Source organism: Salinicola sp. MH3R3-1 (assembly GCF_001937155.1).
Classification (GTDB): Bacteria; Pseudomonadota; Gammaproteobacteria; order Pseudomonadales; family Halomonadaceae; genus Salinicola; species Salinicola halophyticus.
The window spans coordinates 95963-122182 of the sequence record NZ_MSDP01000004.1 but is presented as its reverse complement, the minus strand read 5'-3'; the positions used below and the strand labels follow the sequence as shown (position 1 = coordinate 122182).

The 26220-nt window shown below is 64.3% G+C and carries 21 protein-coding genes; 16 read left to right on the top strand and 5 right to left on the bottom strand.

What is annotated here, in order from left to right:
• Positions 1-215: 215 nt before the first annotated feature.
• The 3 genes from BTW08_RS03135 (at position 216) to BTW08_RS03125 (ending at position 3147) form a co-directional block, all read left to right on the top strand.
• Positions 216-1253, top strand: coding sequence for an NADP(H)-dependent aldo-keto reductase (locus tag BTW08_RS03135; RefSeq protein WP_075561060.1), 1038 nt, complete (start codon positions 216-218; stop codon positions 1251-1253).
• Between the two features lie 52 nt (positions 1254-1305).
• Positions 1306-2088 carry a peroxide stress protein YaaA gene (yaaA, locus tag BTW08_RS03130; RefSeq protein WP_075561059.1) on the top strand — a complete coding sequence of 261 codons (783 nt, stop codon included), beginning with the start codon at positions 1306-1308 and terminating at the stop codon, positions 2086-2088.
• Positions 2089-2298: 210 nt separating this feature from the next.
• Positions 2299-3147 (top strand): TIM44-like domain-containing protein, encoded by an 849-nt coding sequence (locus BTW08_RS03125; protein ID WP_075561058.1) that lies wholly within the window; start codon positions 2299-2301, stop codon positions 3145-3147.
• 172 nt (positions 3148-3319) lie between these two features.
• Here the strand turns inward: BTW08_RS03125 and BTW08_RS03120 are convergent, their stop codons facing one another.
• Both BTW08_RS03120 and BTW08_RS03115 read right to left on the bottom strand, forming a co-directional pair.
• The gene (locus BTW08_RS03120; protein ID WP_075561057.1) at positions 3320-4081 is read right to left on the bottom strand and encodes an SDR family NAD(P)-dependent oxidoreductase; all 762 of its coding nucleotides are present in this window, start codon (positions 4079-4081) and stop codon (positions 3320-3322) included.
• A gap of 81 nt (positions 4082-4162) precedes the next feature.
• A complete protein-coding gene (locus BTW08_RS03115; RefSeq protein ID WP_210403180.1) occupies positions 4163-4948 on the bottom strand; it encodes a sulfite exporter TauE/SafE family protein in 786 nt (261 codons plus the stop codon).
• Positions 4949-5343: 395 nt separating this feature from the next.
• On the opposite strand from BTW08_RS03115, the gene BTW08_RS03110 reads away from it, so the two are divergent.
• Positions 5344-6672 carry an aspartate aminotransferase family protein gene (locus BTW08_RS03110; RefSeq protein WP_075561056.1) on the top strand — a complete coding sequence of 443 codons (1329 nt, stop codon included), beginning with the start codon at positions 5344-5346 and terminating at the stop codon, positions 6670-6672.
• Positions 6673-6770: 98 nt separating this feature from the next.
• Here BTW08_RS03110 and BTW08_RS03105 read toward each other — a convergent pair whose 3' ends face one another.
• Positions 6771-8279, bottom strand: a complete 1509-nt coding sequence (locus BTW08_RS03105) for a PLP-dependent aminotransferase family protein (RefSeq protein WP_246837632.1) — start codon at positions 8277-8279, stop codon at positions 6771-6773.
• 246 nt (positions 8280-8525) lie between these two features.
• Here BTW08_RS03105 and BTW08_RS03100 point away from each other — a divergent pair, with 246 nt between their 5' ends.
• The 8 genes from BTW08_RS03100 to BTW08_RS03065 all read left to right on the top strand — a co-directional run bounded on the left by BTW08_RS03100 (position 8526) and on the right by BTW08_RS03065 (position 16887).
• Positions 8526-9929, top strand: a complete 1404-nt coding sequence (locus tag BTW08_RS03100; protein WP_075561055.1) for a sodium/glutamate symporter — start codon at positions 8526-8528, stop codon at positions 9927-9929.
• Positions 9926-11554 carry an amidohydrolase gene (locus BTW08_RS03095; protein ID WP_075561054.1) on the top strand — a complete coding sequence of 543 codons (1629 nt, stop codon included), beginning with the start codon at positions 9926-9928 and terminating at the stop codon, positions 11552-11554. Before BTW08_RS03100 ends, BTW08_RS03095 begins: the two co-directional genes overlap by 4 nt.
• A complete protein-coding gene (locus BTW08_RS03090; protein ID WP_075561053.1) occupies positions 11547-12464 on the top strand; it encodes a CobW family GTP-binding protein in 918 nt (305 codons plus the stop codon). Before BTW08_RS03095 ends, BTW08_RS03090 begins: the two co-directional genes overlap by 8 nt.
• Positions 12465-12623: 159 nt before the next feature.
• Entirely contained in the window at positions 12624-13532 is a 909-nt protein-coding gene (locus BTW08_RS03085) for a transporter substrate-binding domain-containing protein (protein WP_246837627.1), read from the top strand.
• 133 nt (positions 13533-13665) lie between these two features.
• A complete protein-coding gene (locus BTW08_RS03080; RefSeq protein ID WP_075561052.1) occupies positions 13666-14307 on the top strand; it encodes an amino acid ABC transporter permease in 642 nt (213 codons plus the stop codon).
• Between the two features lie 48 nt (positions 14308-14355).
• Positions 14356-15021 (top strand): amino acid ABC transporter permease, encoded by a 666-nt coding sequence (locus BTW08_RS03075; RefSeq protein ID WP_075561051.1) that lies wholly within the window; start codon positions 14356-14358, stop codon positions 15019-15021.
• Entirely contained in the window at positions 15014-15835 is an 822-nt protein-coding gene (locus BTW08_RS03070) for an amino acid ABC transporter ATP-binding protein (protein WP_083627652.1), read from the top strand. The genes BTW08_RS03075 and BTW08_RS03070 overlap by 8 nt, the downstream gene beginning before the upstream one ends.
• A gap of 95 nt (positions 15836-15930) precedes the next feature.
• Positions 15931-16887 carry a D-2-hydroxyacid dehydrogenase family protein gene (locus BTW08_RS03065; protein ID WP_246837626.1) on the top strand — a complete coding sequence of 319 codons (957 nt, stop codon included), beginning with the start codon at positions 15931-15933 and terminating at the stop codon, positions 16885-16887.
• A gap of 66 nt (positions 16888-16953) precedes the next feature.
• Here the strand turns inward: BTW08_RS03065 and BTW08_RS03060 are convergent, their stop codons facing one another.
• Together BTW08_RS03060 and BTW08_RS03055 are read right to left on the bottom strand one after the other, a co-directional pair.
• Positions 16954-17643: a glutathione binding-like protein gene (locus BTW08_RS03060; protein WP_075561050.1), complete on the bottom strand. Its 690-nt coding sequence runs from the start codon at positions 17641-17643 to the stop codon at positions 16954-16956.
• 174 nt (positions 17644-17817) lie between these two features.
• On the bottom strand, positions 17818-18528 hold the full coding sequence (locus BTW08_RS03055) for a glutathione S-transferase N-terminal domain-containing protein (RefSeq protein ID WP_075561049.1): 711 nt from the start codon (positions 18526-18528) through the stop codon (positions 17818-17820).
• A gap of 246 nt (positions 18529-18774) precedes the next feature.
• On the opposite strand from BTW08_RS03055, the gene BTW08_RS03050 reads away from it, so the two are divergent.
• The 4 genes from BTW08_RS03050 (at position 18775) to glcE (ending at position 26213) form a co-directional block, all read left to right on the top strand.
• On the top strand, positions 18775-21126 hold the full coding sequence (locus BTW08_RS03050) for an FdhF/YdeP family oxidoreductase (protein ID WP_075561048.1): 2352 nt from the start codon (positions 18775-18777) through the stop codon (positions 21124-21126).
• Between the two features lie 386 nt (positions 21127-21512).
• A complete protein-coding gene (locus tag BTW08_RS03045) occupies positions 21513-23210 on the top strand; it encodes an L-lactate permease (RefSeq protein ID WP_075561151.1) in 1698 nt (565 codons plus the stop codon).
• Between the two features lie 269 nt (positions 23211-23479).
• Positions 23480-24979, top strand: coding sequence for a glycolate oxidase subunit GlcD (gene glcD, locus BTW08_RS03040; protein WP_075561047.1), 1500 nt, complete (start codon positions 23480-23482; stop codon positions 24977-24979).
• Between the two features lie 52 nt (positions 24980-25031).
• Complete coding sequence (gene glcE / locus BTW08_RS03035) at positions 25032-26213, top strand: glycolate oxidase subunit GlcE (protein ID WP_075561046.1); 1182 nt, start codon at positions 25032-25034, stop codon at positions 26211-26213.
• Positions 26214-26220 lie beyond the last annotated feature (7 nt).

The following is a 26220-nucleotide window of genomic DNA, read 5'->3' as shown; positions in this document are numbered from 1 at the left end:
ATGGCGCGTCGGAATCGACTTTACACAGGCGCGCTCGACCGGGGCCGAGCGGCGAAAGGCCGCAAGAATACGCCTGCCCGGGCAGCGACTCAACCCCTGACGCCCGGGCCGGGTTTGCCGCCTCACAGCGGCGCCAGTAACATACGATTTTCACCGCCTTTTTCGTCACGGTCCGGTTCCTCTCGACCCGGCGTTTTTACCCTCTGGAGCGCAACATGCAGCGACGCCCTCTCGGCAACACCGACATGCAGGTCTCGCGCCTGTGCCTCGGCACGATGACCTTCGGCGAGCAGAACACCGAAGCCGAAGCCCATGAGCAACTCGACCGCGCCATCGCCGCCGACATCAATTTCATCGACGCTGCCGAGATGTACCCGGTGCCGCCGAAGCCCGAGACTCAGGGACGCACCGAAGCCTATATCGGCAGCTGGCTACAGAAACGTGGCAAGCGCGACGATCTGATCATCGCCAGCAAGGCAGCAGGGGCCGGCCGGGGCATGGAGCATCTGCGTGGTGGCCCGCGCCATACCCGCGAGCAGATCCACCAGGCACTGGACGCGAGTCTGAAGCGCCTGCAGACCGACTATCTCGATCTCTATCAGCTCCACTGGCCGGACCGGCACGTCAACTGCTTCGGCCAGCTGGGCTATCTGCCCGGCGACGACAGCGATGCCACACCGCTGGAAGAGACCCTGGGCGCGCTGAAAGAGGCCATGGATGCCGGCAAGATCCGCGCCGTGGGGCTTTCCAACGACACCCCCTGGGGCGTCATGCGCTGCCTGCATCTGGCCGAAACCCAAGGCCTGCCGCGGGTCGCCAGCGTCCAGAATCCATACAATCTGCTCAACCGCAGCTTCGAGATCGGCCTGTCCGAAATCGCTCATCGCGAGTCCGTCGGCCTGCTGGCCTACTCTCCGCTGGCGTTCGGCGTGCTCTCGGGCAAGTATCTCGACGGCCAGAAGCCAGCCAAGGGCAGGCTGACGCTGTTCGAACGCTTCTCCCGCTACACCTCCGAACTGGCGAACGAGGCGACCCAGGCGTACGTCGACATCGCCCGCGAGCACGGCCTCGATCCGGCTCAGATGGCGCTGGCCTACGTCACGTCGCGGCCGTTCGTCACCAGCAACATCATCGGCGCGACCACGCTCGAGCAGCTCGAGACCAATATCGGCAGTGACTCGCTCGAGCTCTCCGACGAGGTGCTGGAAGCGATCGAGGGCGTGCACCGGCGGATCTCCAACCCCTGCCCCTGATATCCGCCGAAGACCTGTTTCCCGACTTCCACACGCTACGGTAGGCAACGCCATGCTCAGTATCCTCTCTCCGGCCAAGACGCTGGACTTCGAGACACCCTCGACGACATCCGCCGTCACCCAGCCCGACTATCTCGATCTGAGCCGGGAACTGATCGACATCCTGCGTGGATACTCTCCCCAGCAGCTGTCGGAACTGATGGGCATCAGCGACAAGCTCGCCGGGCTCAACGCCGCCCGCTATGCCGACTGGAAGACGCCGTTTTCGCTCGACAATGCCAAGCCCGCGGCGCAGGCCTTCCAGGGCGACGTCTACGTCGGCCTGGAAGCGGCCAGCTTCGGCAAGGCTGACAACGCCTTCGCTCAGGACCACCTGCGGATCCTGTCCGGGCTCTACGGCATGCTGCGACCGCTGGATCTGATCCAGCCCTACCGGCTGGAAATGGGGATCCGTCTGGAGAATGCCGCCGGCAAGGACCTGTATGCCTACTGGCAGGATCGCTTGACCCAGGATCTGGACAAGGCGGTGGCCGCCAGCGGCAGTTCGACGCTGGTCAATCTCGCCTCCAACGAGTACAGCAAGGCGATCGACTTCAAGACGCTCGAGGCCGAAGTCGTCTCCCCGGTATTCCAGGACGAGAAGAACGGCCAGTTCAAGATTATCAGCTTCTATGCCAAGAAGGCCCGCGGGCTGATGGCGGCCTGGCTGATCCGTGAACGGATCGACAAGCCCGCGGCACTGACCGGGTTCGACGTCGCCGGATATCGCTACGCGCCGGACCAATCGAAACCGGGCAAACCCGTCTTCCGTCGGCGCGAGCAGGACCGTGACTGAACAGCCGTGACTAAACAGCCGTGACTGAATGGCCGAGGTTGAATGGCCGAGGTTGAACGACCCCGACTAAAGAATCCGGTCCCACGCCGATTCGTTCAGCTTCCATTCATGAGGGTCTGCAATAATGCTCGCAGTAACGAGTGCATCTGATCGATACCGATCGAGAAGCCGGCACTCGTCCCGGATAACGATGATTTTCAGGAGAACGCCATGCGGCATCTGCTCGTCATGTTGATGGTCGGCCTGCTCGGCTTCGGTGCCGCGGTCGATCACGCCGAAGCCCGCCGAATGGGCGGCGGCAAGAGCTTCGGCTCCTACTCGCGCTCGGTACAGCAGCCGACCACGACCCGCAGCAACGCTGCCGCGCCGCCGCGTCAGCCGAGCGCCGGCCTGTCGCGCTTCGCCGGGCCGCTGGCCGGCATGCTGGCGGGCGGCCTACTGGCATCGCTGTTCTTCGGCGGTGCCTTCGACGGCTTCCGGATGATGGACATGCTGCTGATCGCGCTGGTGGCATTCATCGCCTTCCGGCTCATTGCGGGGCGTCGACGCCATGCCCCGGCCGGCCATCGCGACGGCGGTCAGCCGCGCGACGCATCGCAGGAAGCTCAGCCGCTAGAGACCCGGTCGCAGCCGTCCGCGTTCATGGGCGGCAACGCCACCGGAACGAGCACCGGCGGCATCGCCACCGAGCCGCAGTGGTTCGACCGCGAACGCTTCCTGACCGGTGCCAAGGAGCATTTCACTACCCTGCAGCGCGCCTGGGACAACAACGACCTGAGCCAGATCCAGGAGTATGTGACCCCCGAGCTCTACAATCTGCTGAAGGCGGAGCGCATGGCGCAGCCGGCCAACAACCGCACCGAGATCGTGCGTCTGTTCGCGGAACTGGGCAGCGTGCAGGAGATCAAGGACGAAGCCGAAGCGACCGTACTGTTCCATGGCGTGCTCGAGGAGAACGGTGAAGAGACCGAGTTCAACGAGACCTGGCATCTGAAGCGCGCGCTGCGCGATGGCTCTCCCTGGTACGTTCAGGGCATCGAGCAGAACCCCAGTGTCTAGCTTCATCGCCTGGCATCTGGCCAGCCGTGATGCCAGAGCGTTTGGAATAAGCGCCTAAAAAAGAGGCCCGAGCCTGTCAATGACAGACTCGGGCCTCTTGCGTATGTCCTCTCGCCGGCACGCTCGCCGGCCCGCTCTCCGGCACGTTACCGCGCCGGCTCCCGGACCACCATCAGTCGTCGCGATCGACCGCGAAAGCCGCCCAGGCCTGACGCGTCGGCATCACTTCCAGACGATTGAAGTTGATGTGCGCCGGCAAGGTCGAGATATAGAACATCTGCTCGGCGATATCCTCGGCGGTCAGTGCGGTGGTGCCGTTATACAGCTTGTCGGAAGCCGTCTGATCGCCGCCGGTGCGCACCAGGGTGAACTCGGTCTCGGCCATGCCCGGTGCCAGATCGGTCACCCGCACGCCGGTCCCTTGCAGATCACAGCGCAGGTTGTAGCTGAACTGCTGGACGAACGCCTTGGACGCGCCGTAGACATGGCTGCCCGGATAGGGCCACTGGCCGGCGATGGAACCGACGTTGACGATCGTCGCCCCTTCACCGACTTCGATCAGCGTCGGCAGCAGCGCATGGGTGACGTTGACCAACCCGGTGACGTTGGTATCGATCATCGTATGCCAGTCCTTCAGCGCCACCTTCTGTGCCGGCTGCGGCGCCAGCGCCAGCCCCGCGTTGTTGATCAGCGTACGCACGCGCTTGAACGCTTCCGGCAGCGCATCGACAGCCCGCTGCACGGCCTCGTCGTCGCGCACGTCCAGCACCACGGTGTGCACGTCTACCTTGTCGGACAGCTCGGCCTTGAGCGCATCGAGCCGCTCGCCGCGACGCCCGGACAGCACCAGCGACCAGCCGGCACGAGCAAACCGATGGGCAGCGGCGCGACCGAATCCGGAGGTGGCCCCGGTAATGAAAACGACATCGTTCACGATATTCTCCTCGTCAGACTTCGATGGAACGGGTGCTTATCCGCACCCGTCATTTATCGGCGGCGTTGATTCCGGGCGCCTTCAACGAGCAAGCGCTTCCCGAACCAGCACCCAGACCGATAGCGCTATCAGCAGCGGCGCCACGGTCACTTTCATCGAGCGTGGCTTCGAGCGCTCGAACACCCATTGCCCCAGCAGATTGCCGATCAGTGCCGGTATCAGGAGCCATGCAGCCCGTGCCAGCGTTTCACGGCTCAACTCGCCGGCCAGGCCCAATCCGACCAGCGACGCACTGCTGCTGGCGGCGAAGAACAGGATCGCCGTGGCTCGCAAGCCCACCGGCGGCAGGCGCTGATGCAGCAGGTAGAGCATCAACGGTGGCCCGCCGGACGAGGCCAACGTCATGCACAGCCCGGAAACGCCGCCGGCCATCACGCTCGGCCAGCCGCCTCCCTTCGCTTCGCGTCCGGTCGGGCCCGATTCGATCTCGCCCATGTCCGGGCGTGGTTCACGCCGCAGCAGCAGGGCCGACGCACCGGCCAGCGCCAGCAGGGCGACCGCAATCCGCATCGGCGCGGCCGGCAGCGTCGCAATCAGGCTCACGCCGACCCCGGTCGCCACTACCATGCCACAAAGTAGCCGTTGAAGGCGTCGCCAGTCGGCCAGCCGAACGGCGCGGCGCCACAGCCCGGCACTGGTGACCAAATCCAGCAGCAACGCCAACGGCACGGCTTCGATCGGCGGCAAAAACAACGTCAGCCCCAGAGCCAGCAGCATGGCAAAGCCGAACCCGCAGTATCCCCTGACCAGTCCGGCAAAGCACGCCAGACCGATGGCCGGCCACAGCTGGGGCACCGATGACATCATACTGCTGACTCCTCCGCTGGCCTGTGGGTTTCGAGCGTCCACGGCGCTTCACGCCGCGAGCCGTAACCCTAACCAGCCACCCGGCGCCGGGGTAGAGCCAGTTTCCTCCCCGCAGCGGGACATCGCCGCGCCGCCCTTACGACATAGCCTGGTGAGCGACTCAGCACGCGACTGTCACGACCGCCGCTGAATTCTGGCTCTACGCGATTCGATCCTCGCCCCCTAGTCTTGAATCAGGATATCGAAATCATCGCCAGAGCTGTCGCGTTCGACCGGAGGCGTCGGCCCTTTTTCTCCTGATCTGCTCGTCGTCTAGCCGTCGACCTACGCCAGCAACCCGACACGCTTCGGCAACCGGATATTAGTCAGCCACCCTCAACAGCAGGAACTCCGCCATGACCGACACCATCACCCGCAAAGACGTGTCCAATGAGTACGTCCACCAGCTCGATCGCCAGCACGTGTTCCACTCGTGGTCGACGCAGGGCAATCTGTCGCCGATGGTGATTGCGGGGGGCAAGGGTTGCCGGCTATGGGATTATGCCGGCAAGGAGTATCTGGATTTCAGCAGCCAGCTGGTCAATACCAACATCGGTCACCAGCATCCCAAAGTGATCGCCGCCATCCAGGCCCAGGCCGAGACGTTGACCACCGTCGCCCCGGCGCACGCCAACCTGGCCCGCGGGGAAGCGGCCAGGCGCATTCTCGAACGCGCGCCATCCGGCTTCGGCAAGGTGTTCTTCACCAACGCCGGCGCGGATGCCAACGAGAACGCCATGCGCATGGCGCGCAGCGTCACCGGCCGCGACAAGATCCTGTCTGCCTATCGCTCCTATCATGGCAATACCGGCGCGGCGATCGTCGCTACCGGCGATCCACGCCGCGTTCCTAACGAATTCGCCCGCGGACACGCTCACTTCTTCAACCCGTTCCTCTACCGCAGCGACTTCTGGGCCGGCAACGAAGAAGAGGAGTGCCAGCGAGCGCTGCAGCATCTCAAACGAGTGATCGAGTGCGAGGGGCCGACCGCCATCGCCGCGATCCTGCTGGAGTCGATTCCCGGCACCGCCGGCGTGCTGATTCCGCCCAAGGGCTATCTCGAAGGCGTGCGTAAGCTCGCCGATCAATACGGCATTCTGGTGATCTTCGATGAGGTCATGGCCGGCTTCGGCCGCACCGGACGCTGGTTCGCCCTCGAGCATTTCGGCGCCAAGCCGGATCTGATCGTGTTCGCCAAGGGCGTCAATTCCGGCTACGTGCCGGCTGGCGGGGTGATCATTTCCGACGCGATCTGCCGCCATTTCGACGATCACATGTTCTTCGGCGGCCTGACCTATTCGGGCCATCCGCTGGCGATGGCTTCGATCGTCGCCACGCTGGATGCCATGAGCGACGAAGGCATCGTGGAAAATGCCGACCGTGTCGGCAACGGCTCGCTGGCCGCCGGGCTCCAGCAACTCGTGAAGGATCACGCCATCGTCGGCGAAACCCGCGGCCTCGGTGTCTTCCACGCCCTCGAGCTGGTCAGCGATCGCCACACCCGCACGCCGCTACCGGCCAAGGAGATGGGGGTGATCAAGAACGCGCTGATCGCCAAGGGCCTGCTGCCGTTCGTGGTCGAGAATCGGATCCACGTCGTACCGCCGTGCATCGTCAGCGAAGCGGAAGTCGCCGAGGGTCTGGGCATTCTCGATCAGGTGCTGGGCGAGTTTGCGGCTGGCTGATCGGTCTCATAAGACCAGACACAGACACGCGACCGGCGACATGCCGGTCGCCGTCATCTGGATGAACGCAGGCGTTTGAATGCGCGCAAGAGGCTTGCCTAACCGAAAGCGCGGGCCAATCGGCTGATGCCCGGCGCGATGTGCTCGGCATCGATGGCGCCGAACCCCAGGCGCATGAAGTTACGCGGCGGGGCCTGATCGAAGAAGTGCTGGAAACCGGGCTCGATCAGCACCCCATGCTGCGCGGCCTGCCACGCCAGCCGTTGGGTATCGACCGACTGGGGGGCTTCCAGCCAGAACACGCTGGCATGGTCGCCGCCGACTCGACGGCAGGCGGGTAGATCCTGCCCGATGGCGGCATCCATGATCTCCCAGCGATGACGCATCTCGTCGGCGAACAGCCTGAGATAACGGTCGTAATGCCCCTGGGACAGAAACTGCGCCAGCTGCTGCTGTAGCCCGGTCGGCGGGTGGCGATACATCAGCCGGCGCAGGGCGCGAAGCTCCTCGATCAGTTCGGCGTCGGCCACCACGTAGCCCAGCCGCAGGCCCGGCGATAGCGGCTTCGACAGACTGCTCATGTAGATCACACGGGAGCCGGCCCTGCTCGCCTTCAATGCCGGCTGGGCGTGGCGATCGAAATTGACTTCGGCATCGTAGTCGTCCTCCAGCACAATCTGATCGCGACGCTGGATCTGCTCGATCAACGCCTCGCGCCGCCGCCGACTCATGGTCACCCCGGTGGGTCCCTGATGGCTGGGCGTCACGTAAAGGTAATCGCTCTTCGCGGCCGCGGCGTCCAGGCACATGCCCTCGCCGTCGATCGGCTGATAACTGAGCTGAGCCCCCTGGCGCAGGAAGACGTTGGCGGCTTCGCGATAGCCGGGGTTCTCCATCGCCACCCGCGTCCGCGCATCGAACAGCAGCTGGGCGATCAGAAACAGCGCGTTCTGGGAGCCGAGGGTGATCAGGATCTCGTCGCTGCGCGCATGGATGCCGCGCTTGGGCAGCACTCGGGTTCGCAGCTGCTCGACCAGCATCGGATCGTCCTGATCGTAGCGATCGCTCAGCCAATGGCGCTCGCGCCGTCCGCCCAGCAGCCGTCGCGATGTCTCGCGCCACTGCTCCAGGGGAAACAGCCGGGTATCGAGCTGGCCGTAAACGAAGGGAAATTCGTAGTTCATCCAGTTGCCGGGGCGCAGGACGCCCTGCAGATGGCTGGGCCGATGGGTGAACCGGCCGCCCCAGCTTGGTGCATCCACGACTTCGTCGCCCATTCTTCGGCCCGATTCGAGGGCATCGGACTCGTGGCAGGCGCCGGATTCCTGATAGGCATCGTGCAGGTAGTAACCGCTGCGCGGCCGGCTGATCAGATAGCCATCTTCCACCAGCCCTTCGTAGACCAGTGCCACCGTATTGCGCGAAATCCCCAGCTGCAGCGACAGCTTGCGGCACGAGGGCAGCGCCTCCTCGGCGGGAATCGTTCCGGTATGAATGGCATCCAGCAGCGCCTCGCGCAGCTGTTCCTGCAGGCCACGCTGAATATCGAAATCGAGATGAAAGTAGTGATCGAGCATGCCGAGTCCCGCCCCGTGGCTGAACTCCATACGCTGCAAGATTTGCGCCAGTTCCTTTTTCGTCGACCAGCCACTTCACCGACTCGCTACGCTATTCTCGGTGCCGCAGTTCGAGACCTGAGTCTGTGTCTGTGGCAAGGTCCCGAAAAATCGGCCTCAAGGCCTGTCTCGACGAGATCGGAAATCTGTCCTGTAGTGCCACGCACCCGAACTTTAGTATGACTCGACGATTTCGCATGACCCGACCATAACAACGTCAATCACGAGGACTACATCATGGGCAGCACTTTCCATGGCGTCATCGCCTTTGCGCTGATCGCCGCCCTGCTGGTTGTCGGCAGCCTGCTGCGAAGCCGCCTCCCCTGGCTGCGTGCCAGCCTGATTCCCGGCAGTATCGTGGCGGGCATCATCGGTTTCGTCGGGCTCTCTGCGGGGCTGATTCCCGGCTATGGCCCTTCGGATTTCACCGCGCTGGCCTTCCACTTCTTCACCCTGAGCTTCATGTCGCTGTGTCTGACCGGTAGCCCCAAGCCGGCCGCGGGTGAACAGCGTCAGGGTATCGTCGGTGGCGGGCTGTGGTTGACCCTGATCTGGACCGCCAGTCTCGGCGCTCAGGCGGTGATCGGCTACGGCCTGATGGCGGGCTACGACCTCGTCACTGGCAGCGATCTCAGCCCGCTGCTCGGCGCCATCGTCACCCATGGATTTACCCAGGGGCCGGGCCAAGCACTGACCTACGGCACGATCTGGGAGAACGATTACGGCATCGCCAACGCCGCGCAGGTCGGCGTGATCTTCGCGTCGCTGGGCTTCGTGGCCGCTTTCGTCGTCGGCGTGCCGGCCGCACGCTACTTTCTCAAGCGGGGGCTCAACGCCAACCGCAATTCGACACTCGACGACGATTTCGTTCGCGGCTTTCACACGCCCGAGACCCAGCCTTCGGCCGGCAAGCAGGTCTCGCACTCCGGCACCGTCGACTCGCTGGCCTGGCATCTGGGCCTGCTGGGCGTGGCGTATGTCATTACCTATGTATGGCTGAGCGCAATGCAGCCGCTGGTGGCAGGCAGTCAGGTGCTATCGGTGTTCTTCAGCTACAACCTGTTCTTCATCCACGGCCTGACGGTCTGCGTGCTGATGCGCATGGCGATCGACCGCTTTGGCTGGACCCACAAGGTCGACGACGACACGCTCAAGCGCATCACCAGCGGGTCGGTGGACTTCATGGTCGTCGCCACCCTGATGAGCATCCAGATCGCCGTGCTCTCCGCCCTGCTGGTGCCGATTCTGCTCATCGCGATCGCGGTGACGCTGGTGACCTTCCTGGGCGCGATGGCGATCGGTCGGCTCAGCGGTCGGTTGGGTCCGGAACGCGCCGTCACCGCCTTCGGCTGCTGCTGTGGCTCCACCGGCACTGGGCTTTTGTTGCTGCGCATGCTGGATGCCGACTTCAGCACCTCGGTGCCCAAGGAACTGGCGTTCTTCAACATCGCGATCATCGTGGTCAATATTCCCACGCTGTTCTTCGTCGCCCCGATTGCGCCCTCACTCGGCGCCTGGAGCTATCTGGCGATCTTCGGCGGCTACGTGATACTGATGCTGTTCTGCATTCCGCTGCTGCTCAAATGGCAGCGCAGCCGGGGCAACCGCACCGCACCGATTCAGGAGCCCAATCCCTCATGAGCCATCGTATCTTTGCCGCCCGGCGCATTGTGACCATGAACCCTTCGCAGCCGGAAGCCACCCATATCGCGGTGCTCGATGGCCGGATTCTGGGGGTCGGCTCGCTGGAAACGCTGACGGATCTGGGTGACTACGAACTCGACGAGCGCTTCGCCGACAAGGTCATTCTGCCCGGCTTCGTCGAGGGCCACAGCCACGCGCTCGAAGGCGTGCTGTGGGAGTATCCCTACGCTGGCTTCTTTCCCCGACAGGACCCCGACGGCCGTACCTGGCCAGGGCTGACCGACATCGCCGCGCTACAGCGCCATCTTGGCGAACAGGTTGGCAAGCTCCCGTCGGAAACCCCGCTGATCGCCTGGGGCTTCGATCCGATCTACTTCCCGGATCGCCGCCTGGATCGCAACGACCTCGACGCCGTCGACGCCGAACGGCCGATCGTCGTCATCCATGCCAACCTGCACATGATGACCGTCAACAGCGCCATGCTGCGCCTTTCCGGACTCGAGTCTCACGCCGATATCGAGGGCGTGGTGACCTTCGACGACGGCCGCCCCAACGGCGAGCTGCGCGAAATGGCAGCGATGTTCGCGATCTTCGACACGCTCGACCTCGACCTCTTCGATCGCGGCAGCGAGGAAGCGACACTCGAGCGCTACGCGCGCATCGGCCAGCGTCACGGGGTGACCACCCTGACCGACCTCTACAACCCGCTGAGCGACGAAGGCATCGGGAGCATGCAGCGCACCTGTAACCGGGACGACGTTCCGATGCGCCTGGCGCCGGCGATGAGCGCGTTGACCTACACGCCGGAAGCCGGCATCGACCGGGTATTGAATTGCCGCGAGCTGGGCAGCGACAAACTACATTTCGGTCTGGTCAAGCTGATGACCGACGGCTCGATCCAGGGCTACACCGCGCGCCTCAAATGGCCGGGCTATCACGACGGCTCGCCCAACGGCATGTGGAATGCCGAGCCGGAATACCTCACCGAGATCGTGCAGCGCTATCATCAGGCCGGGCTGCAGCTGCATATCCACACCAACGGCGACGAGGCCGTCGAGCTGATGCTGGACGCCATCGAATCGGCGCTGGAGCTGTGGCCGCGAGCCGATCATCGCCACACCCTGCAGCACTGTCAGATCATCGGCCACGCCCAGCTGAAACGCGCGGCGCGGCTGGGGGTGTGTCTCAACATGTTCGCCAATCATCTCTACTACTGGGGCGACATTCACCGCTCGCGCACGCTGGGTTTCGAGCGCTGCCAGCGTCTCGAACCGCTGGCCTCGGCAGATCGCCTGGGCATCCCCATCGCCGCCCACTGCGATGCCCCGGTCACGCCGCTGGCGCCGCTGTTCACGGCGTGGTGCGCCGTCGCCCGTCAGACCGCCAGCGGCGAAGTGCTGGGGCCCAACGAGGCGCTGAGCGTGGAACGCGCGCTGCGCCTGATCACGCTGGACGCGGCCTACACCCTCAAGCTGGACGACCGCGTCGGCAGCCTGGAGGTGGGCAAGTTCGCCGACATGGCGGTGCTCGACGAGGACCCGCGCGAGGTGCCGCTGGCGCGGCTGGCCTCGATCGGCGTCGCCGCGACGGTCGTCGGTGGTCGCGTCTTCGACAATGTCTGAACCCGACGCCGGACCGATCCCGGTCATACTGGTGGCCGGCTATCTAGGCGCCGGCAAGACCACCTGGCTCAACGCCTACCTGCGCGACGGCGTGGCACCGGGCACGCTGGTGCTGGTCAATGACTTCGGCACCATCAATGTCGATGCCGAGCTGATCGACTACGCCGGAGAGCGCCTGCTCAAGCTCAGCAGCGGCTGCCTGTGCTGCTCGCTGAGCGACGAGCTGGGCACCCAGCTGTCGCGCATTGGCCGCTGGCCGGAGCCGCCAGCGGCGCTGATCATCGAAACCAGCGGCGTGGCCCGGCCTCGCCGCATCGCCGACATGATCCGCGTGGCACGCCGCTTCCGCCTGGCTCGCATCGTCACCCTGGTCGATCTGGCCAGTCTCGCGCAGCGCCTCGGTGACAGTCGCGTCGGCGAGCTGGTGGCCGACCAAATTGCCAGCGCCGACACGCTCTCGCTCAATCGCGGCGACGATCTCGACGATGCCGAACGCGAAGGGCTAATGCGTCGGCTGCAGTCGCTCAACCTCCATGCCCAGGTCGCCCACGCCGATGCCAGCGTGGATTCCAGCGCCGAGAGGCCACCGAAACCCGCGCCCGTGCGACCGCCGACATTTCGCCCCACCGCCGATGATCGCGACCCCGACTGGCAGCGCTTCGCGATCGCGCTTCCCTCCTCGCTGTCACGGCAAACGCTGGAGTCTCTGCTCACCGAGCATGCCGATGGCCTGGCGCGAGCCAAGGGCTTCCTTCAGGCCGACGGCCGGCACTACGTGTTCCAGTGGAGCGGCGGGAGAGCCGAATGGACGCTCTCTGCGCCACGCCCGGGTGCCAGCCAACTGGTGGGGATCGGCCTCGCCGGCGATTCCTTCAATGCGCTGATCACGGCGCTGAAAGCGCTCGCCTGATTTGCCGGCGGCAACGCCGGTCTGGCCAGCCGATGCTCATCAACTGGCTCTACAGCAACCGCTCCCGGATTCTTTAGGGTGGGATCATCGGTACGCAATCGTCACGACCAATCATCACGATCAATCACCGACACCAACAACAATGAGAGGGTGTACTTCATGATGCGCTTCCCGAACCGCAAACCCACCGCCAGATTCCCGCTGCCACGTCTCGCTGCCAAGGCCATGGCCGGCACGCTGATGGCACTTTCTCTGTCGACCCTGTCGCTGACGGCCTTCGCCGCCGACCTGCCGGAAATCGAAAGCCGCGGCTATCTGAGCGTGGCGACGGAGGACAACTACGCGCCGTTCAACTTCATCGAGGATGGCAACGCCAAGGGTTTCAACACCGACATGCTCGAGGAGCTGCGCAACTACGCTGACTTCGACGTCAAGCAGGACATTCTGCCCTGGACCGGCCTGCTGGCGGCCGTCTCCACCGGCCAGTACGACATGGCGCTGACCGGCGCGTCGGTCTCCGATGAACGCCTTCGGGTATTCAACTACACCCCGCCCTATGCCTCCGCCCAGCACTTCGCGATCAAGCGCGCCGACGACGACAGCATCAGCGATGTCGACGACCTCAGCGGCAAGAAAGTGGGCGTTCAGGCGGGCAGCGTGCTGCTATCGCGGCTGCCGGAGCTGAAGAAGATGCTCGAGGACGACGGCGGCGAGCTGGGTGAGGTAGTGCAGTACGAATCCTACCCCGAAGCCTTCGCCGACCTGGCCAACGGCCGTCTCGATTTCGTGATTGATTCGGCGGTGCCGGTCAACACGCTGGTGGCCTCCAAGCCGGACGTCTTTGCCAAGGGCCCGGCGGTTTCCGGTGCCGGCTACGTTTCCTGGCCGATCCCCAAGTCGAGCCCGGAACTGCTCGCCTACATGACGAAGTTCCTGGATCACATGAAGGAGACCGGCCGTCTGGCCGAACTGCAGGAGAAATGGTTTGGCGAGAGCTTCCCCGACCTCCCCGACGAGCCGCTAAAGAGCGTCGAGCAGTTCCACGAGCTGGCGGGGCTGGACGACTGATCCAGGTGGCCCGATCGTCAGGTCGCACGACATACCGCATCGCCTGACACGTCACAGCGCCTGACACGTAACATCCTTGGCGCCGCGGGTTCGCGCGGCGCCTCCCCCGTTCTCAAGCCCTCGGGAGCCGCCCATGAATGCCAGTGCCTGGCACATGCTGATGGAAGGCGCCTGGACGACCGTCTGGATTTCCGGCGTCTCCATCGTCATCGGGGTGACGGCCGGCCTGATGCTGGCCCTGATCCGCCTCGCCCGCATTCCCGTCGTCGACCAGATCCTGGTGCTCTACATCAGCCTGGCGCGCGCCACGCCGCTGGTCACGCTGGCGCTGTTCATCTTTCTCAGCGCCCCGACCTTCGGCATCAATCTCGACCGCAACGTGGCCGGCATCCTGGCGTTGACGCTCAACACCACGGCGTTCAACGCCGAAATCTGGCGTAGCGCCTTTCGCAACTTCTCCCGCGATCAGCGCGAGGCGGCCATGGCCGCCGGCATGACGCCGTGGGTCACGTTCCGCCGCATCATGCTGCCGCAGATGATGATCACCAGCCTCCCCGGGTTGATCAACGAGATGTCGTTTCTGATCAAGGGCAGCCCGGCGATCGCGGTGATCGGGATCGTCGACCTGACCCGGGTCACCAATCGCATCTCGGCCGTCACCTACGAACCTCTGCCACCGATTCTGGTCGCCTGCGCGCTCTACATGGCCGCGATTGGCTGTCTGGTCTGGCTGCAGCGAATTGCCGAACGTCGCGCCAATCGGCTGGCGGTGTGATGAGACCACGACGACAGAAGCGGTGGAACGAAACGCTGCGGAGGCGCCATGAGTAACTGGGAAATTCTGTGGAGCGCTCGCGATCAGTTCTGGAGCGGGTTCTTCAGCACGATGGAGATCTTCGGCCTGTCGATCAGCGCTGCATTCCTGATCGGCTGCGGCATGCTCTATCTGCTGGAGGGCAGCCGCCCTCGCCTGACCGTGCCGCTGCGGGTATTCATCGACGGCATGCGGATGCTGCCGTTTCTGATCCTGGCCTATCTGCTCTACTACGGCCTGCCGGCGTTCGATATTCGCCTCGATGCCTGGTGGTCCGGCGTCGGGGCACTGGCGGTCTACCACGGCTGCTACTTCGCCGAGATATTCCGCGGCGCGCGGCTGACCTTTCCGCCCGGTCAGGTCGAAGCCGCCAAGGCCCACGGCTTCACCAAGGGCAAGATGTTCTTCCGCCTGATTCTGCCCCAGATCGTGATGCAGACCCGGCCGCTGCTGGGCAACCAGCTGATCTACGCGCTCAAGGACACCGCCTTTCTGGTGATCATCACCGTGCGAGAGCTCACCGCCGCCGCCAACAGCCTGTCGGGAACCTATTTCATTCCCACCGAGGCCTTCATCGTGGTCATCGGCTTCTACTGGGCGGTCAGCGTGGTCATGGAGATCATCGTCAAACAGTGCGGCCGTTTCAGCGCCAAACGGGGATTCGATAATGTTTGAGAAGAACACATCCGAAAGAGTCAGGTCTGAACAAACCGCGACCGGCGCAGCCCGCAGCGAGCGAGCCGCAGTCTCGATCCGCCATCTCTCAAAGAGTTTCGACGGCGTCGAGGTCCTGCGCGACGTGGATCTGGAGGTGCGCGAGGGCGACGTGGTGACGATCCTGGGCTCCTCCGGCTCCGGTAAATCGACGCTGTTGCGCTGCATCAACTGGCTGGAGCAGCCCGACCGCGGCAGCATCCACATCGGCGGCCAGCGCATCGGCGTCAACGATGCCGGGCGTCCCATGCCGGTTCGCGAGCTGGCCAGGGTTCGCGCCCGTACCGGCATGGTCTTCCAGAGCTTCAACCTTTGGCCGCATCTCAACGTGCTGCACAACGTCACCGAAGCGCCGATCCACGTGCTGGGTAAATCGAAAGCCGAGGCCGAAGCTCACGCTCGCGAACTGCTGGAAAAGGTCGGCATGTCGGCCAAGGCCGATGCCTATCCCGGCACCCTCTCCGGCGGCCAGAAGCAGCGCGTGGCGATCGCCCGGGCGCTGGCGATGCAGCCGGAAGTGATGCTGTTCGACGAGCCGACGTCGGCACTCGATCCGGAACTGGTCGGCGAGGTGCTGGCGGTGATCAAGGATCTCTCCGCCGAGGGATACACCATGATCGTCGTCACCCACGAGATGGCGTTCTCCCGCGCGGTTTCCGACAAGGTCGTGTTTCTGGACAAGGGGCTGATCATCGAGCAGGCCGACCCGGAGACGTTCTTCACCAACCCCAGTACCGAGCGGGTACGCAAGTTCCTGGAGCGGGAAGAGAGCTGAACCGAAAACCGGCAATCGAAGACGGTGAAAGCGACTCGACAGCCGATGACGAAAGTGCCAACAATGCGCAAACGCCATCATCTCGAGGAGCTGTCATGTCGATAACGGTTACGGTCTTGGACGACTATCAGGGATGCTGTGCCTTTCTCGACGCCGCTCACGAGCTAGACGGCAGCGATGTGCGCCTGGACATCGAACATCGACATCTCGAAGACGAGGCGCTGCCCGCGCGCCTGGCGGAGAGCGACGCCATCATCCTGATCCGCGAACGCACCTCGTTGACCCGCGAACTGCTGGCGCAGCTGCCGGACCTCAAGCTGGTGGTCCAGACCGGGCGTCTCTCCTCGGCCATCGACGTCGAGGCCTGCGAGGAACTGGGCATCGCCGTTCGCGACGGCGGCGGTTCGCCGATCGCCCCGGCGGAGCTCAGCTGGCTGCTGATTATGGCCGGCTGTCGGCGGCTGGGCGGCTATCTCACCCGACAGGCCGAGGGCGACTGGCAGCGCACCAACGAGCGTCTCGAAGCGGAATCGCTGGGCCATGCCGTGCATGGGCGCATGCTGGGTATCTGGGGCCTGGGCAAGATCGGCAGTCTGATCGCCGGTTACGCCCAGGCTTTCGGCATGAACGTCGTCGCGCATGGTCGGGAAAGCAGCGCCGGGCGCGCCTTCGAACTAGGGATCGAATTCGAGCCCGATCGACACGCCTTCCTCGCCCGCTGCGATGTGATCACCCTGCATCTCAAGCTCAGCGATGACACTCGCGGCATGATCACGCCGGCGGACCTTGCCGCCATGCGCGCCGACGCGCTGCTGGTCAATACCAGCCGGGCCGAGCTGATCCGACCCGGTGCGCTGCTCGATGCCCTCGACGCCGGCCGCCCGGGAGCGGCAGCGCTGGATGTCTACGAGAATGAACCCGACGGTGCCAACGCTTACCAGGCCCACCCCCGCGTGCTGGCCACACCGCATATCGGCTTCGTCGAGAAGGACACCTACGAGCTCTATTTCTCGACCGCGTTTCGCCAGGTCCGGGAATTTTTTGCCGGCTAGACCGCAAAACGACAACCCCGGCCAAGGCCGGGGTTGTCGTCGACGTTGCCAAATCTGGCGTCGGCGCTACTGGCGCCCGAACAGGTGTTTGCGCGCCTCGTCGGTCATTTCCACATTGTTCTGCGGGTTGATCTCTTCCGCCTTGGCGTAGGCGGTTCTGACCGCCTCGCGGTTGCCGACCTGCTCGAACCAGCGCTGCAGGCTGGGGTAATCCTCCAGATCCTGACCCTGCTTCTCGAACGGCTTGATCCACGGCCAGATCGCCATATCGGCGATGGAGTAGTCGTCGCCGGCGACGTAATCGTTGGCGTCGAGCTGCTTGTCGAGGACGCGGTAGAGCCGCGAGGTCTCATTCATGTACCGCTCGATGGCGTAATCGATCTTCTTCGGCGCATAGTGACGGAAGTGATGGTTCTGGCCCGCCATCGGCCCCAGCCCGCCCATCTGCCAGTTGAGCCACTGCAGCACGCGATAACGCTGGCGCCCGCTCTTGGGCAGAAACTTGCCGCTCTTGTCGGCCAGATATTCGAGTATCGCGCCGGACTCGAACAGCGATAGCGGCTGACCACCGTCGGCCGGTGCACGATCGACGATAGCGGGAATGCGGTTGTTGGGGGCGATCTCGAGAAACTCAGGCGCGAACTGCTCACCCTTGCCGATATTGACCGGATAAATACGGTAATCGAGACCCGCTTCCTCGAGAAAAAGCGTGATCTTGTGACCGTTGGGGGTCGTCCAGTAGTAGAGATCGATCATCACAGGCTCCTGTCGTGACGCCCGGCGATAAGCCGGATGCTGTCAGGATAGGCTTTGCGCGAGGCGGCGTCTTCCGACATCGCCCCGCGCCGTTCAAAAGCCTCTTCGCTGTGAGTCCAACCCTCCCCTGCCCGCCGGGCCAAAAAACCCTGCGCAACCGGCTAAAGCTCGCGATCAGTTGGCATAGCCGCCGTCGATATCGACGATCCGCGTGGCGTTACGGCCGATGCCGCCATGCAGATCCAGCATCCGCTGGAACCAGGCGTAGACCGGGTCGGCGTTGGAGATCAGATCGGCAGCGGAGGCGACCCGGGCCCACATGAACGCGCCCACCACCAGGTAATCCGATGCGCCAGCCTCGTCGCCCTCCAGGAATGGCGATTCCTCCAGCCGGCCACGCATCGGCTCCAGGGCCTTGTCGAGCATCGACAGTCCCTGACTCGGCGAATGCATCTCCTCGAGCGTGCGCCCGAACGCCTTTTCACGCGTGGTGCGGAAATACTCGCGGTCGTCGGGATGCACGGCGTTGAAAACGTCCATCAGAATGGTGCGCATCACGCCCGGCGCCAGCGAACGCTCGGCGTAGAACTTGAAGAACCGCGCGCGCTCCGCGGCAGGCCCGTCGCCCAGCAGCGGCTTGTCGGGATAGACGCGATCGAGGTAGCGGAATATCTCGTAGCTGTCGACGACACTCTGGTCGCCATCGACCAGTACCGGCACTTTGGACTGGTCGGAGAAGGCGATCGCCTCCTTGTCGGTGAACTTCCACGGGACGAATTCGCAATCGAGCCCTTTATGCGCCAGCGCAAACTTGACCCGCCAGCAGTAGGGAGAGAATCGCAGACGCTCGTCGCGCCCGCACAGATCGAACATCTTGCGGCCCATGTCACACTCCTCGTCAGATACAGTTATCACGCTGCAGTGGTCGCAGCATGTCCAAGGGAGAGTAAGCCGTCAAACCCGGAACACGCGCTGACGATCCACATCGCGTCGGCGAAGATCGGAAATCGTTGCCATACTGTTACGGATAGCAGTCATACCGTGAGCCTGCGAGTCACCTTTTCAGGCAGGACTTTTCAGACAGGAGCACGGCGGGTTTACCACCTCAGATCGGTCACGAAGGAGTAGATCATGGTACGCCGACTCAAGGACGACGAGTTGCATGGCAAGCAGGGCAAACACGATGCGCCGGGCGGTGGCTGGCAGTCGATTCAGGCCACCGAATCGCATTTCCTGCGCGAGAAGGTGCCGTTCAAGGGCAACGGGCTGATGTTCAAGATCAACCACCCCGAGGGCGGCTTCGAATGCCCCAGCTGCGCCTGGCCCAATCCGGAAAAACCCGGCCCGGCGGAGTTCTGCGAAAACGGCGCCAAGGCGGTGGCCTGGGAGGCAACGGCCGCGCGGACCACGCCGGAATTCTTCGCCAAGCACACTGTTTCCGAGCTGCACGGCTGGTCGGATCACGCCCTGGAGAAGCAGGGCCGGCTGACGCATCCGCTGCGCTACAACCCGGCGACCGACAAGTACGATCCGATCGACTGGGAGACCGCCTTTCGCGAGATTGGCGAGCGGGTGAAGTCCTTCGACCCCAAACGCGTCGAACTCTACACCTCGGGTCGCACCTCCAACGAAGCGGCGTTCCTGTGGCAGCTGTACGGTCGCATGCTCGGCACGCACAACTTTCCCGACTGCTCCAACATGTGCCACGAGACCACCACTGTGGCGCTGCCCCAGAGCATCGGCGTCGGCAAGGCGACCACGGTACTGGACGATTTCGAACATACCGACTGCATCTTCCTGTTCGGCCAGAATGCCGGAACCAACAGCCCGCGGATGATGGGGCTGCTGCACGAGGCCCGCCTGCGTGGCGCCGAGGTGATCACCTTCAACCCATTGCGCGAGCGGGCTCTGGTCAAGTTCGCCAACCCGCAGACGCCGAAGGACATGTTGACCAACCACGGCGTGCCGATCAGCTCGCAGTATCATCAGGTGCGCATCGGCGGCGACATCGCCGCAATTCAGGGCATGTGCAAGCACATCGTCGAGGTCGATGACGAGGCGCTAGCCAGCGGCGCCAAGGGTGTCATCGATCACGACTTCATCGCGATGCATACCGACGGCTTCAGCGCGTTTGCCGACCATTGCCGTAGCCTGCCCTGGGAGCGCATCGAGCGTCACAGCGGTCTCGAACGGGCGGCGATCGAGGAAGCCGCCCGCGCCTGGATGCGGGCCGAGCGCGTGATCTGCTGCTGGGGCATGGGCATCACCCAGCACATTCGCGGCGGCGACAACGTCCACCAGATTCTCAATCTGCTGCTGATGGGTGGTCATATCGGTCGGCGTGGCGCCGGCGCCTGCCCGGTTCGCGGCCACTCCAACGTCCAGGGCGATCGCACCGTGGGGATCTTCCACAAGTCCGGCGAGGCGTTCCTGTCGAAGATGGACGAGGTGTTCGGGATCGAATGTCTGCGCGAGCACGGTCACGACGTGTCGCTCTGCTGCGAAGCGATCCTGCGTGACGAAGTCGATGCGTTTCTCGGCATGGGCGGCAACTTCTTCCGCGCGATCGCCGATCAGGCCCGCGTCGCCGCCCACGTCGGCGACATACCGCTCACCGTCCAGATCGCCACCAAGCTCAATCGCAGCCATCTGATTCACGGCAAGGCGGCCTATCTGCTGCCGGCGCTGGCGCGTACCGAGAAGGACGTTCAGGCCGGTGTCGAGCAGACCATCACCATCGAAGACGGCATGTGCAACGTGCAGGGCTCCAAGGGCGCGCTGGAGCCGGCGTCAGAGCATCTGCGCTCGGAGATCGCCATCGTCGCCGGGCTCGGCAAGTCGACCTTGGCGCCCAACGCCAAGGTCGACTGGGAGTGGCTCGCCGAGGATTACGCGCGCATCCGCGACAAGATCGAGGCGACGCAGCCGGACACCTTTTACGATTTCAATCAACGTCTGGCAGCGAAGGGTGTATTTCATCTTGATATCGCCGCCCGCGATCGGATCTGGAACACCGACTCCGGCAAGGCCAACTTCCTGTTTCCCGACGACCATCTCACCGAAGATGCGTCCGAACCGGGCGCGGCCCATTTTCAGCTGCTGTCGATCCGCGGGCACGATCAGTTCAATACCACGGTCTACTCCTATGACGACCGCTATCGGGATATCTACGGCACCCGCATGGTGCTGATGATGAACCCCGCCGACATCGAGAAGCACGGTTTCGAAGCCGGCAACCGGGTCACCTTGAGAGCGGTGAGCGACGACGGCATTGAACGTCAGGTCTCGGGCTTCAAGATCATCGCCTACGACCTGCCGGAGAACTGTCTCGGCGCCTACTACCCTGAAGTCAACGATCTGATTCCGCTGGCCAATCGGGACCGGCAGAGCAACACCATCGCCGGCAAGTCGATTCCTGTGACGCTCGAGTTGATGTCCACCGAGCAGGTCGAAGCCGAGACCGGTGTGCTCGCCACCGGCTGACGGCTCTGGCGCCGGGCTGTTTCCCCGGAACCCGTCGCCAGTCTTTTCTTGCCTCGACATCATCGCCGCCTCGACATCATCGCCGCCTCACCCTCCCGGTGAGGCGGCGATGTCCATTAGTCGCAACGCCAACGCCAACCGCTCCCGTTTCCACCCCTGCAACAGGTTTCCAACCCTTTACCGATCAATGACTTGGAAAGCGCTTGCAGGTCTCTCCGCCTAAAGGTCAGACCCGATGACCACGATTGGCAGGGAGACCGCCTGTGGTTATCTTCCGAGTCAATCGCTGCGCCGGCTACCGGAGCGGATCGAGCGTTTCGTCGCTGCTCGGCGATGCCATCCTGGCGATAAACGAAGCTGATAATAACGACACAGGGGCTTTCGATATGGATCAAACGCTGCTCTCTCTGCTCGCCTTCCTGCCGCTGGTGCTGGCGGGGGTTCTGCTGATCGGCTTCCGCATGGCGGCGCGTACGGCGATGCCGATCGTGTTCGTCGTCGCGGTACTGATCGCCCTGCTGGCCTGGGACATGACCGGGACTCGCGTGCTGGCCTCGACGCTGCAGGGGCTGATCATGACCGTATCGCTGCTGTGGATCATCTTCGGCGCGATCCTGCTGCTCAACACGCTGAAACACTCGGGCGGCATCATGGCGATCCGCAACGGTTTCTCCGGGATCAGCCCTGATCGACGCGTCCAGGCGCTGATCGTCGCCTGGCTGTTCGGCTGCTTCATCGAGGGCGCTTCCGGCTTCGGTACGCCGGCCGCCGTGGCCGCCCCGCTGATGGTGGCGTTGGGCTTTCCGGCGCTGGCTGCCGTGGTCGTCGGCATGATGCTGCAGTCGACGCCGGTGTCGTTCGGCGCCGTCGGCACCCCGATCGTGGTCGGTGTCACCGGTGGCGTGAATCAGGTAGCGATTGCCGATCAGCTCACCACCAACGGCTCGACCTGGGAAACCTATTTCCGCCTGATCACCTCTGAAGTCGTCATTACTCACGGCATCATCGGGGTGTTCATGCCGCTGATTCTGGTCATCGTAATGGTGCGTTTCTTCGGCGAGAATCGTTCCTGGACCGAAGGCTTGTCGATCACGCCGTTCGCGCTGTTCGTCGGCGTCAGCTTCGTGGTGCCCTCGATGCTGGTTGGCGTATTTCTGGGGCCTGAATTCCCGTCGCTGCTGGGCGGCCTGATCGGGCTCGCAATCGTGGTCCCGGCGGCGCGCAAGGGCTTCCTGCTGCCCAAGGACACCTGGGACTTCCCGGAACGCTCGAAATGGCCTGCAGAATGGATCGGCACTATCGAGATCAAGGTCGACGATGTCGCCGGCCGCGCGCCGATGTCGACTCTTCGCGGCTGGATGCCCTACGTCATCGTCGCCATCCTGCTGGTGATCTCGCGCACCATCCCCTCGGTCAAGGCGGGGCTGTCGTCGATCAGTACCGGTTGGAGCAATATTCTGGGCGAACAGGGCGTCTCCGGTAGCGTCGAATGGCTGTATCTGCCCGGCGGCATCATCCTGATCGCCGTCATCTGCACGATCTTCCTGCATCGCATGCGCGCCCCGCAGGTCAAGGCCGCTTTTGCCGAGTCCTCCAAGACCATCTTCGGCGCCGGTTTCGTGCTGCTGTTCACGATTCCGATGGTGCGGATCCTGATCAACTCCGGTGTCAACGAGTCCGACCTGGTCTCGATGCCTGTCGCCATGGCCCAGCTGGTCGCCGATGGCGTGGGCCAGATCTACCCGCTGTTCGCCCCGGCCGTCGGCGCGCTCGGTGCGTTCATTGCCGGCTCCAACACCGTCTCCAATCTGATGCTGGCGGCGTTCCAGTTCAATGTCGCCGAAGTGCTCGGCGTCTCCACTGCGATGATGATCTCGCTGCAGGCGGTGGGCGCCGCCGCCGGCAACATGATCGCGATCCACAACGTGGTGGCGGCCTCGGCCACCGTCGGGCTGCTGGGTCGCGAGGGTACGACGCTGCGCAAGACGATCCTGCCGACGATCTACTACTGCCTGTTCGCGGGGACCATCGGGCTGCTGGCGTTCTACGTGTTCGGCTTCGAAGACCCCCTCATGGGCGGCTGACCGCGTACAGACAGAACCAAAATGAACAAGGCGGCGAATCGCCACCGACTCGCCGCTCCCCACGACTCCCGGCACCGCCGGGAGTCGCTCTCTCGTCGCGACACCTTTATCGCCCCGTGATCTGACCCTTTATCCGTTCGTTGGGCTTTTGGCTAATAGCCCCCGACGACGGCCTTCCACAGAATGATCGCATCGCCAATGTGGAAAGCCCTTCCACAAACGCCATTCTTTCGAACCGTACCTGCCGCCGACCGGCTCCAGGAGAAGTCATGGAACTGCTTTACGACGAACGCATCGATGGCGATATCGCCGACGTCGACAAGTCGGCGCTGATGGCGGCCATCCTGGCAGTCGCCCCCCAGTTGACACTGCTCGGTCGCGAGGAAGATCTGCGCCCGTTCGAATGCGACGGGCTGTCGGCCTATCGAGTGCTGCCCATGCTGGTGGCCATGCCCACGACGCTGGCCGAGGTCGAGGCGTTGATGCGGGTCTGCTACGAACATCACGTGCCGGTGGTGACGCGCGGCGCCGGTACCGGCCTCTCCGGCGGTGCGCTGCCGCTGGAAAAAGGCGTGCTGCTGGTGATGTCCCGCTTCAACAAGATCCTGAGCGTCGATGCCGATGCCCGCATCGCCCGCGTTCAGCCCGGCGTGCGCAACCTGGCGATCAGCGAAGCGGCCGCCCCCTACGGGCTCTACTACGCCCCCGACCCGTCCTCGCAGATCGCCTGTTCGATCGGCGGCAATGTCGCCGAGAACGCCGGTGGCGTGCACTGCCTGAAGTACGGCCTCACCGTCCATAACGTGCTGAGCGTGGAGATCGTCACCATCGAGGGCGAGCGCATGACCCTCGGCGGCGAGTCGCTGGATACTCCCGGCTACGACCTGCTGGCGCTGTTCATGGGCTCGGAGGGGATGCTCGGGGTGATCACCGAGGTCACGGTGCGGCTGCTGCCCAAACCGGAAGTGGCCAAGGTGCTGATGGCCTGCTTCGACGACGTCGAGCTGGCCGCCAGAGCAGTCGGGGACATCATCGCCGCCGGCTGCATTCCCGGTGGCCTCGAGATGATGGACAACCTGGCAATTCGCGCCGCCGAAGATTTCGTTCACGCCGGCTACCCGGTCGACGCCCAGGCGATTCTGCTGTGCGAACTGGACGGCGTCGAAGTCGACGTGCAGGCCGACTGCGAGCGGGTTCGCGAGCTGCTCAACGCCGCCGGCGCGACCCAGATCCAGCTCGCCCGCGACGATGCCGAACGCCAGCTGTTCTGGGCCGGACGCAAGGCCGCCTTCCCCGCCGTGGGCCGGATGTCGCCGGACTATTACTGCATCGACGGCACCATTCCCCGGCGCGAACTGCCGCGCGTGCTCAAGGGCATCAACGAACTGTCCGCGCATTACGGACTGCGGGTCGCCAACGTCTTCCACGCCGGCGATGGCAATCTTCACCCGCTGATCCTGTTCGACGCCAACCAGCCGGGCGAGCTCGAAGCCACGGAGGCACTCGGCGGCAGGATTCTCGAGCTGTGCGTCGAGGCGGGAGGCACCATTACCGGCGAGCACGGCGTCGGCCGCGAAAAGCTCAACCAGATGTGCACCCAGTTCGCCGCCGACGAGATCACCCTGTTTCATGCGGTGAAGTCCGCCTTCGACGAGCGCCGCCTGCTCAATCCCGGCAAAAACATTCCGACGCTGGCCCGCTGCGCCGAATTCGGTGCCATGCACGTGCATCACGGTGAGCTGCCGCATCCCGAGCTGCCCAGATTTTAAGCTCTGATACGAGGCATAGCGCCACGCCGCTTCAGAAACAGGAATCACGCCCATGACTCATCTGCAGGATCAGCGGCCGGAATACACCTCGGCGGACGAACCCGGGCCGGATGCGCTGGCGGGCAACGACGATAGCGAGGCGCTCTGTGAGCAGGTCGCGCGCGCCCAGGCCGAGCGAGCCACGCTGCGAATCGTCGGCGGTGACACCAAGGCGTTCTACGGTCGCCAGGTCGATGCCGCGCAGTCGCTCTCCACCACCGGCCACCACGGCATCGTGCATTACGATCCGGTGGAGCTGGTGGCGACCGTGCGCGCCGGCACTCGGCTTCGCGATCTCGAACGGGTGCTCGCCGACAACGGCCAGCGCCTCGCCTTCGAACCGCCGCACTTCGGTGACAACGCCACGGTGGGTGGCATGGTCGCGGCCGGGCTTTCCGGCCCCCGTCGCCCGTGGGTCGGTGCCGTACGCGATTTCGTGCTCGGCGTTCGCGTCATTACCTTTGATGGCAAGCTGCTGCGCTTCGGCGGCGAGGTGATGAAGAATGTTGCCGGCTACGATCTCTCGCGATTGATGGTCGGCGCCCAGGGCACGCTCGGCGTGCTGACCGAGATCTCGTTCAAGGTGCTGCCCATCCCCCAGGCGCACGCCTGTCTGCGACTCGAACTGCCGCTGGCCGAAGCGCTTGATCGGTTGACGGCCTGGGGTCGAGAACCCTTGCCGATCACCGGCGCCGCCCACGATGGAACGGCACTGCACGTGCGCCTCGAAGGCGGTGAAGGGTCGGTATCGGCCACGCGTCAGCGCCTTGGCGGTGAACCGGAAGAGCCGCTGTTCTGGGAGCAGCTACGCGAGCAGCGGCTGCCCTTCTTCGATGACGCTGTCGATGACGCTGCCGATACCGTTGCCGAGCGTACCCTGTGGCGTCTGTCGCTGCCGGCGCTGGCCCGTATGCCTTCGCTCGAGGGCGACTGGCTCGTCGATTGGGGCGGCGCCCAGCGCTGGCTGAAAAGTGCCGAGGGAAGCGGCGTCGAGGGCGACCCGCGGGCCGACATCCACATCCACGAGGCCGCCATCGCCGCCGGCGGTCACGCCACACGATTCACCCCCGGCGCCAGCGGCGATTCGCCTTTCACGCCGCTGGCACCGGTCCTGGCCAAATATCACCGCCAGCTCAAGAACCGACTCGACCCCCAGGCGATTTTCAACCCCGGTCGGCTTTACGCCGAGTGGTGAGGAGACC